The sequence below is a fragment of the Roseobacter sp. AzwK-3b genome (assembly GCF_000170875.1).
Classification (GTDB): Bacteria; Pseudomonadota; Alphaproteobacteria; order Rhodobacterales; family Rhodobacteraceae; genus Roseovarius; species Roseovarius litoreus.
Genome location: NZ_ABCR01000002.1, coordinates 416,460 through 424,126 on the forward strand (window position 1 = coordinate 416,460; position 7,667 = coordinate 424,126).

At 64.8% G+C, this 7,667-nt stretch carries 8 protein-coding genes; 6 read left to right on the forward strand and 2 right to left on the reverse strand.

Annotated features, from left to right (window positions below):
- Window positions 1–134: 134 nt before the first annotated feature.
- Window positions 135–626, forward strand: coding sequence for a flavin reductase family protein (locus RAZWK3B_RS06220; protein ID WP_007813298.1), 492 nt, complete (start codon window positions 135–137; stop codon window positions 624–626).
- A 60-nt stretch (window positions 627–686) separates the two neighbouring features.
- Here the strand turns inward: RAZWK3B_RS06220 and RAZWK3B_RS06225 are convergent, their stop codons facing one another.
- Window positions 687–1,607, reverse strand: coding sequence for a manganese-dependent inorganic pyrophosphatase (locus RAZWK3B_RS06225; protein WP_007813300.1), 921 nt, complete (start codon window positions 1,605–1,607; stop codon window positions 687–689).
- 95 nt (window positions 1,608–1,702) lie between these two features.
- Between RAZWK3B_RS06225 and RAZWK3B_RS06230 the strand changes: the two genes are divergently transcribed.
- Window positions 1,703–2,377, forward strand: coding sequence for a DUF2161 domain-containing phosphodiesterase (locus RAZWK3B_RS06230; RefSeq protein ID WP_007813301.1), 675 nt, complete (start codon window positions 1,703–1,705; stop codon window positions 2,375–2,377).
- On the opposite strand, the gene RAZWK3B_RS06235 is transcribed toward RAZWK3B_RS06230, so the two are convergent.
- Window positions 2,346–3,338, reverse strand: a complete 993-nt coding sequence (locus tag RAZWK3B_RS06235) for a TraB/GumN family protein (RefSeq protein ID WP_007813303.1) — start codon at window positions 3,336–3,338, stop codon at window positions 2,346–2,348. The genes RAZWK3B_RS06230 and RAZWK3B_RS06235 overlap by 32 nt on opposite strands.
- A 207-nt stretch (window positions 3,339–3,545) precedes the next feature.
- On the opposite strand from RAZWK3B_RS06235, the gene groES reads away from it, so the two are divergent.
- From groES to RAZWK3B_RS06255, 4 genes are all read left to right on the forward strand, one after another.
- Window positions 3,546–3,833: a co-chaperone GroES gene (gene groES / locus RAZWK3B_RS06240; protein ID WP_007813304.1), complete on the forward strand. Its 288-nt coding sequence runs from the start codon at window positions 3,546–3,548 to the stop codon at window positions 3,831–3,833.
- A gap of 47 nt (window positions 3,834–3,880) precedes the next feature.
- Complete coding sequence (groL, locus tag RAZWK3B_RS06245) at window positions 3,881–5,524, forward strand: chaperonin GroEL (protein WP_007813305.1); 1,644 nt, start codon at window positions 3,881–3,883, stop codon at window positions 5,522–5,524.
- 136 nt (window positions 5,525–5,660) lie between these two features.
- Entirely contained in the window at window positions 5,661–6,431 is a 771-nt protein-coding gene (locus RAZWK3B_RS06250; RefSeq protein WP_007813306.1) for an alpha/beta fold hydrolase, read from the forward strand.
- A complete protein-coding gene (locus tag RAZWK3B_RS06255; protein WP_007813307.1) occupies window positions 6,428–7,576 on the forward strand; it encodes an alpha-D-ribose 1-methylphosphonate 5-triphosphate diphosphatase in 1,149 nt (382 codons plus the stop codon). The genes RAZWK3B_RS06250 and RAZWK3B_RS06255 overlap by 4 nt, the downstream gene beginning before the upstream one ends.
- Window positions 7,577–7,667 lie beyond the last annotated feature (91 nt).

Consider the following 7,667-nt stretch of genomic DNA (forward strand, 5'->3'; position numbering starts at 1 on the left):
GGGCATCTGCGGCAAACTCACTATCTGTTGCACGACGCATGTTCGCGCGCACATTGACGTGGCCGCATATGCCACAAAAATCAGGGGACCATGAATCGAATGACACGCCCAGAACTCGACACCGGGGTGCAGGCATGACCGCCGCGCGGGATGCTTTCGTCGCCGCCATGCGGCAGGTGGCCTCGACGGTGACCGTCGTCACCACCGACGGGCCGGGCGGGCTGATGGGCGCGACGGTCAGCGCCTTCACCTCGCTTTCCGCCGATCCTCCGGCGGTGCTCGTGTGCCTCAAGGCGGATAGCCGAATCGCGCTTGCAGTGGCCGATAACGGCACCTTCACCGTCAATGTCCTGCCCGAGGATGCGGTGGATGTGGCGCAGCGCTTTGCGGGGGCGTTCGATCATGAAAACCCCGATCGCTTTCATGGCGTCATCGCCACGCCGAACGAATTCGGTCCGATCCTGCCACGGGCCACGGCCTTTACCTGCACGCTGCAGAAAACCTACAACCACGCCACGCATCAGATCTGCATCGGGGCGGTTTCGGGGATTTCCAATGCCGGGGAACGGCCGCTGACCTACATGCACGGCGCCTTCCACGTGGTGCGGCCAAAACAGGCGCTCTGATCCAGACACAGAAAAAGGGGCGCCCCTCGGGACGCCCCTCAAACCAAAACCCGGCCTTGCTCAGAGAGCGAGGTTGGGGATGATCTGCTTTTTGCGGCTCATCACGCCGGGCAGCACCACATGGTCCCCCGCGACAGTCGCGCCAAAGCTTTTCTCGGCCAGCGTCTTGACCAGATCGTTGGGCACAAGCAGCGTGGCCTCTTCGTTCAGGATATCCACCACGAACAGCAGAACCTGATCCACGCCATCTTCGGCGGCGACGTCCTGCATGCTCTGCATCAGGCTGTCCTTGCGGTCGAGCACCGTGGCCGGCGCCGTCGTCTCCAGCACCGAGACACGGAATTTCGTGCCCGCGACCTCGTATTCCTTGCTGTCCATACGCAACAGCTCGGCATCCGAAAACGCCGACACGTCGGATTTCGCGGCGAACATCTCGGCGGCATAGCTGGCGATATCGACCCCCAGATCGGCGGCCAGACGCTCGGCCACGGCGCGGTCATGCGCGGTGGTGGTGGGGCTGCGGAATTCCAGCGTGTCCGACAGGATGCAGGTCAGCGCGGCACCCTTCATCGCGTCGGGCATCCGGGCGGCATGCTCGCCCATCAGATCGACCATGATCGTCGCCGTGCAGGCCAGCGGGCGCACGGTGATGTCGATCGGGCCTTTGGTCTCCAGCCCGCCCACCAGCTTGTGATGGTCGATGATCGCTTGAATATCGGCCTCGTTGATCGCAGCCGGCAGTTCGGCGGGATTGTTGGTGTCCACGATCACGCAGGGCTGGCCGGGCTCGATATCGGCGATGATGCGCGGCTTAGGCAGCGACCAGCGCTCCAGCATGAAGGCAGCCTCGGTGTTGGGCTCGCCCAGAAGAACCGGCTCGGCGTCGGTGCCTGTCACCTCGCTCAGATACCAGGCCCACAGGATCGGCGATCCGGTGGAATCGGTGTCGGGGGATTTATGGCCGAAAACAAGCGTCGTCATTGTCACTGTCCTTACGGGTTTGGATCGGATTTGCGCGCCTTATATGAGGGCAGGGCGGGCTTGTCACCCATGCGCGTTGCGGCCATTTTGCGCGCATGAGCAAACCCGCCGAAACCGCGCTGTATCCCCCCGTCAAGACATGGCTTGAAACGCTCGGCTATACCGTCAAGGCCGAGGTGGGCGCGGCTGATGTGCTGGCCATCCGCGACGGCGCCGAGCCTGTGGTGGTCGAGTTGAAAACCGGCTTTTCGCTGACCCTCCTGCAACAGGCCGTGGCCCGTCAGTCGATCACCGATTGTGTCTATGTCGCGGTGCCGCGCTGGCGGGGCCGGGCCGGCTGGCGGGCGTTCAAGGGCAATCTGGGCCTCTGCCGCCGTCTCGGGCTGGGCGTGCTCAGCGTGCGCACCGAGGATGGGTTCGTGCAGCTGCATTGCGATCCTGCGCCCTTCGTGCCGCGCCGGTCGGCCCGCCGCCGCGCCGCCCTTCTGGGCGAGTTCGCGGCGCGCGAGGGCGATCCCAATGCCGGGGGCACGCGGGGGCAGGTGATGACCGCCTACCGGCAGGACGCGCTGCGCTGTGCGGCGCATCTGGCGGCGCATGGCCCCTTGCAGGGTGCGGCGGTGGCCCGCGCGACCGGTGTGGGGCGCGCGACACGGATCATGGCCGACAATCATCACGGCTGGTTCGCGCGCGTCGCGCGCGGCGTCTATGCGCTCAGCGATGCAGGCCGGGCCGAGATCACGGATCGAACGGCAGACGCTCGATCGTGAACCCCTCGTTTTCCAGCAGGCGCAGAACGCCTGTCTCGCCCGGCAGATGCGCTGCACCCGCCGCCACGAACAGCCGGCGTTCCGGCGCGGCGCTCAGCACCTCGATCCAGTCGGTGTTGCGCCGGGTCAGCAGCATCTCTTCGAACCGCTCGAAATCCTGTGCCGCGCTGTCGCCCCCGAAGTCCAGCGACACGCTCTTGGAATAGGCCCAGATCAACGCGATCTCCTCGGCCAGATATCTCTGGCGCAGCGTATAGGCCATGTCGTCCGGGCTACCCGTCCAGGCAAAGAACAGCCGGATCATTTCAAGCTGCTCGTCCATCTCGAACCCGTCCAGCATGCCCATCAGCACCCGGAAATCTTCAAGCGAGCGCGACGGATTGCCCAGCTCGCCGGCATACACCCCGATCAGATGATCGATCCCGTCCCCGTCCATGGCGCCATTGCGCGCCTCGCAGGGGCCGATCCCCATCATCATCGCCGCCCAGACCGGCTTGAACCTCGCGGCAAAGAACGGCGGGATCGCGCGGGCGCGCATCTCTTCTGCGAAAAGCGCCCAGTCGTCTTCGCCCAGCAGATCGGGCAGGGTGGGGCCTTCGGTGATGAACATGAGCGACGGATCCTCCGCCAGCGCCTCCTGCATCGCGTCCTGATCGGCGTTCGAGATCTCCAGATAGACCGCCTCGGCCCCAGCGATGAGCGGGCGCAGCGCCTCGAGATGGGCCTCTGTCGCCTCATGCGGGAAATGATAGGTGCCAAAAAGCGTGATCTCGGTGTCGCCCCGCGTCGCGCGCCACAGCAACCCCTCCGGATAGGGCATCGCCTCCGCCTCGGCGCGCAGATCGGCTTGCGCCTCTTGGGGCAGGGCGGCGATCAGGTCGGTGCCGTCGCATTGCATGGGGTCGGCCGCGGCGCTCAGGGGTGCAAGAAATACAAGCAGGGCAAACAGGATACGTGACACGGGGACAGCCTCCGGCAAGGGGTTTGCCAAAAGCTAGGGGCGCCCGGTCCGGGTGGCAATCTTGCGGCGTGCAAAAAATGCGCGACGGGGCGTTGACAGCCCCTTGGCAACTCCTTACCTATCCGTCGTTAGCACTCGAACAGGGTGAGTGCTAACGGCCCCATGAGGGTCCATCAGGTAATAACTTTGAGCCAAGGAGCCAAAGACATGGCATTCAAACCGCTGCACGATCGCGTGCTCGTCCGCCGCGTTGAAAGCGAAGAGAAAACCGCAGGCGGGCTTATCATTCCCGAAAGCGCGAAAGAAAAGCCCCAAGAGGGTGAAGTTGTCGCCATCGGTGAAGGCGCCCGCAAAGACAGTGGCGAACTGATCGAAATGGCCGTCAAGGCCGGCGACAAGGTTCTGTTCGGCAAGTGGTCGGGCACCGAAATCACCCTCGATGGTGAAGAGCTGCTCATCATGAAGGAAAGCGACATCCTGGGCGTCATCGCCTGATCCGCTTTTTCCGAACAACACTGAACTGATAGTCAGGAGAGATCGACATGTCTGCAAAAGACGTCAAATTCAACACCGATGCTCGCAACAAGCTGCTGCGCGGCGTCAACATCCTGGCCGACGCGGTCAAGGTGACCCTCGGCCCCAAAGGCCGCAACGTGGTTCTCGACAAGTCCTTCGGCGCTCCGCGCATCACCAAGGACGGTGTCTCTGTCGCCAAGGAAATCGAACTGGAAGACAAGTTCGAGAACATGGGCGCGCAGATGGTCAAGGAAGTCGCATCGCGCACCAACGATGAGGCCGGCGACGGCACCACCACCGCCACCGTTCTGGCTCAGGCCATCGTCCGCGAAGGCATGAAGGCGGTTGCCGCCGGCATGAACCCGATGGACCTCAAGCGCGGCATCGACCTCGCGACAGCAAAGGTCGTCGCGGCGATCAAGGACGCGGCCCGCCCGGTCGAAAACTCGGACGAAGTCGCTCAGGTCGGCACCATCTCGGCCAATGGCGAAGCCGAAATCGGCCGCCAGATCGCCGACGCGATGCAGAAAGTCGGCAATGACGGCGTCATCACCGTCGAAGAGAACAAGGGCCTCGAGACCGAAACCGACGTGGTCGAAGGCATGCAGTTCGACCGTGGCTACCTCAGCCCCTATTTCGTCACCAACTCCGACAAGATGGTCGCCGAGCTGGAAGACTGCCTCATCCTGCTGCACGAGAAGAAACTCAGCTCGCTGCAGTCGATGGTTCCCCTGCTCGAGCAGGTGATCCAGTCGCAGAAACCCCTGCTGATCATCGCCGAAGACGTCGAAGGCGAAGCCCTGGCCACCCTCGTGGTCAACAAGCTGCGCGGCGGCCTCAAGATCGCGGCTGTCAAGGCACCCGGCTTCGGCGACCGCCGCAAGGCGATGCTGCAGGATATCGCGATCCTGACCGGCGGTCAGGTCATCAGCGAAGACCTCGGCATGAAGCTCGAGTCGGTCACCATGGACATGCTGGGTTCGGCCAAGAAAGTGTCGATCACCAAGGACGAAACCACCATCGTCGACGGTGCCGGCAACAAGTCCGAGATCGAAGCCCGCGTTGGCCAGATCCGCACCCAGATCGAAGAAACCACCAGCGACTACGACCGCGAAAAGCTGCAGGAACGCGTGGCCAAACTGGCCGGCGGTGTTGCCGTGATCCGCGTCGGTGGCATGACCGAAGTCGAAGTGAAAGAGCGTAAGGACCGTGTCGATGACGCTCTGAACGCGACCCGTGCCGCCGTTCAGGAAGGCATTGTTGTCGGTGGCGGCGTGGCCCTGATCCAGGGCGCCAAGGCGCTTGATGGCATGACCGGTGCCAACGCCGATCAGATGCGTGGCATCGAAATCGTGCGCCTCGCACTGGAAGCTCCGCTGCGCCAGATCGCCGAAAACGCCGGCGTCGATGGCTCGGTCGTGGCAGGCAAGATCCGCGAAAGCAACGATCTGAAGTTCGGCTACAACGCGCAGACCGAAGAATATGGCGACATGTTCAAGTTCGGCGTGATCGACCCGGCCAAGGTCGTGCGCACCGCGCTCGAGGATGCGGCCTCTGTGGCGGGCCTGCTGGTCACCACCGAAGCGATGGTTGCCGACAAGCCCCAGAAAGACGGTGCTGGCGCCGGTGGCGGCATGCCCGACATGGGCGGCATGGGCGGCATGATGTAATCATCCGCGCATCGCGCAAAATGATTGGGGCCGTCCTTCGGGGCGGCCCTTTTTTGATCCGCTCCAAACCGCCCCGATCTGCGTTTGGGGCTGTTGTCCGGCGCCAAATGCGCCTATCTCGGGCGCCATGAAAGCAATGCTCACCGCCCTTGCCCTGCTGCTCACGGTCGCCCCCCTTGCCGCACCCCTCGCAGCCCAGGACTCCGCCGCCGCCGATCAGCCCGGCCCCGGCGCCACCGATTGCGTGGTGATGCTGCACGGTCTTGCGCGCACCGATGCGTCGTTTCTGGTGATGGATGAGGCGCTCAAGGCCGCAGGCTTCGCCACCTTCCGCACCGATTACCCCTCCACCAAGCTCGATATCGCGACGCTGGCGGACGAAACCCTGCCCTATGCGGTCCGGGTCTGCGGCGCGGCGCGGGTGCATTTCGTCACCCATTCGATGGGTGGCATCCTGCTGCGCCATTGGCTGCGCGACAACCGGCCCTCGCGCATGGGCCGGGTCGTGATGCTCGGCCCGCCAAATCACGGCTCCGAGCTGGTGGACGAACTGGGTGGGCTCGATCTTTTCGCGTGGCTCAACGGACCTGCGGGGATGCAGCTCGAAACCGGCGCGGACGGCCTGCCCGAAGGCCTGCCCCCGGTGGATTTCGAGCTTGGCGTGATCGCCGGAACCCGCTCGCTCAACCCCTATTTCTCCAGCCTGATCGACGGCCCGGACGATGGCAAGGTCTCGGTCGCCTCCACCCGCGTCTCGGGCATGGCCGATCACATCACGCTGCCGGTGACCCATACCTTCATGATGAACAACCCCCTCGTGATCGCGCAAGTGCTGGAATTCCTGCGCCATGGCCGCTTCGATCACGATCTGAGCCTCGGCGATCTGATCTGGGGGACCGGCGAATGACCCTGCCTGACCTGCGGCTCGAGGGCGCCCGCGTGCTGCTGCCCGAGGGGCTGAGCGACACGCCCCTGTCGCTGTCCTCGGGCCGGATCGTGGCGGGCGATGTCGGGCGCAACGTGGACCTGTCGGGCTATCTGGTGCTGCCGGGGATCGTCGACATCCATGGCGATGCGTTCGAAAAACACCTGGCCCCTCGGCGCGGCGCCATGAAGGATCTCGATCAGGGGCTGATCGCCGCCGAGGCCGAGCTCGCCGCCAACGGCATCACGACCGCCGTTCTGGCGCAGTTCTACAGCTGGGAAGGCGGGATGCGTGGCCCCGATTTCGCGCGCCGCGTGCTGGCGGCACTCGATCAGGTGCGCCCGCGCCTCGTCACCCAGCTTCTGACCCAACTCCGCTTCGAGACGCCCATGCTCGAGGATTACCCCGCGCTGCAGGCGCTGGTGGCGGCCCATGCCATTCCTTACGTGGTGTTCAACGACCATCTCCCGCATGAGGCGCTGGCGCAAGGCAAACGCCCGCCGCGCCTGACGGGGCAGGCGCTCCGGATCGGCCGCAACCCGGAAAAACATCTTGAATACATGCACGCCCTGCATGCGCGGATGCCCCAACTGCCGCCCGCGCTCGATGCGCTCTGCGCCGATCTGTCGGCAGCCGGCGTGATCATGGGCAGCCATGACGACCGCACCCCCGAAACCCGCGCCCTATGGCGCGCCCGTGGCGTGCGCATTTCCGAATTCCCCGAAACCCTCGCAGCCGCCGAAGCGGCCCATGCCGCGGGCGATGCGGTGATCCTCGGCGCGCCCAATGTGGTGCGCGGCGGCTCTCACAACGGCAATGTCAGCGCAACGGACCTTATTGCCATGGGCCTGTGCACGGCGCTGGCCTCCGACTACCACTACCCCTCCTTGCGCCGCGCCGCCTTCCTTGTCTCCGATGCCGGCCTGCTGCCCCTCGCCGAAGCCTGGCGACTCGTTTCGGCAGGCCCGGCGGCGGTTCTCGGCTTCACCGATCGCGGCAGCCTGACGCCCGGGCAGCGCGCCGATCTCCTGGTGCTCGACGCCGAAACCCGCACCGTCCGTGTGACACTCTCCGGTGGCTGTGTCAGCTATCTCAGTGGCGAGCTGGCCACCCGCTTCATCAGCTGACGCGATGTGGCAGGTCGCGGATGCCTCCGGCGGGAGTATTTTGGGAACGATGAAAGCCGCGCCGCGCGCGCGTTTCTTCTGGCCGGAAATA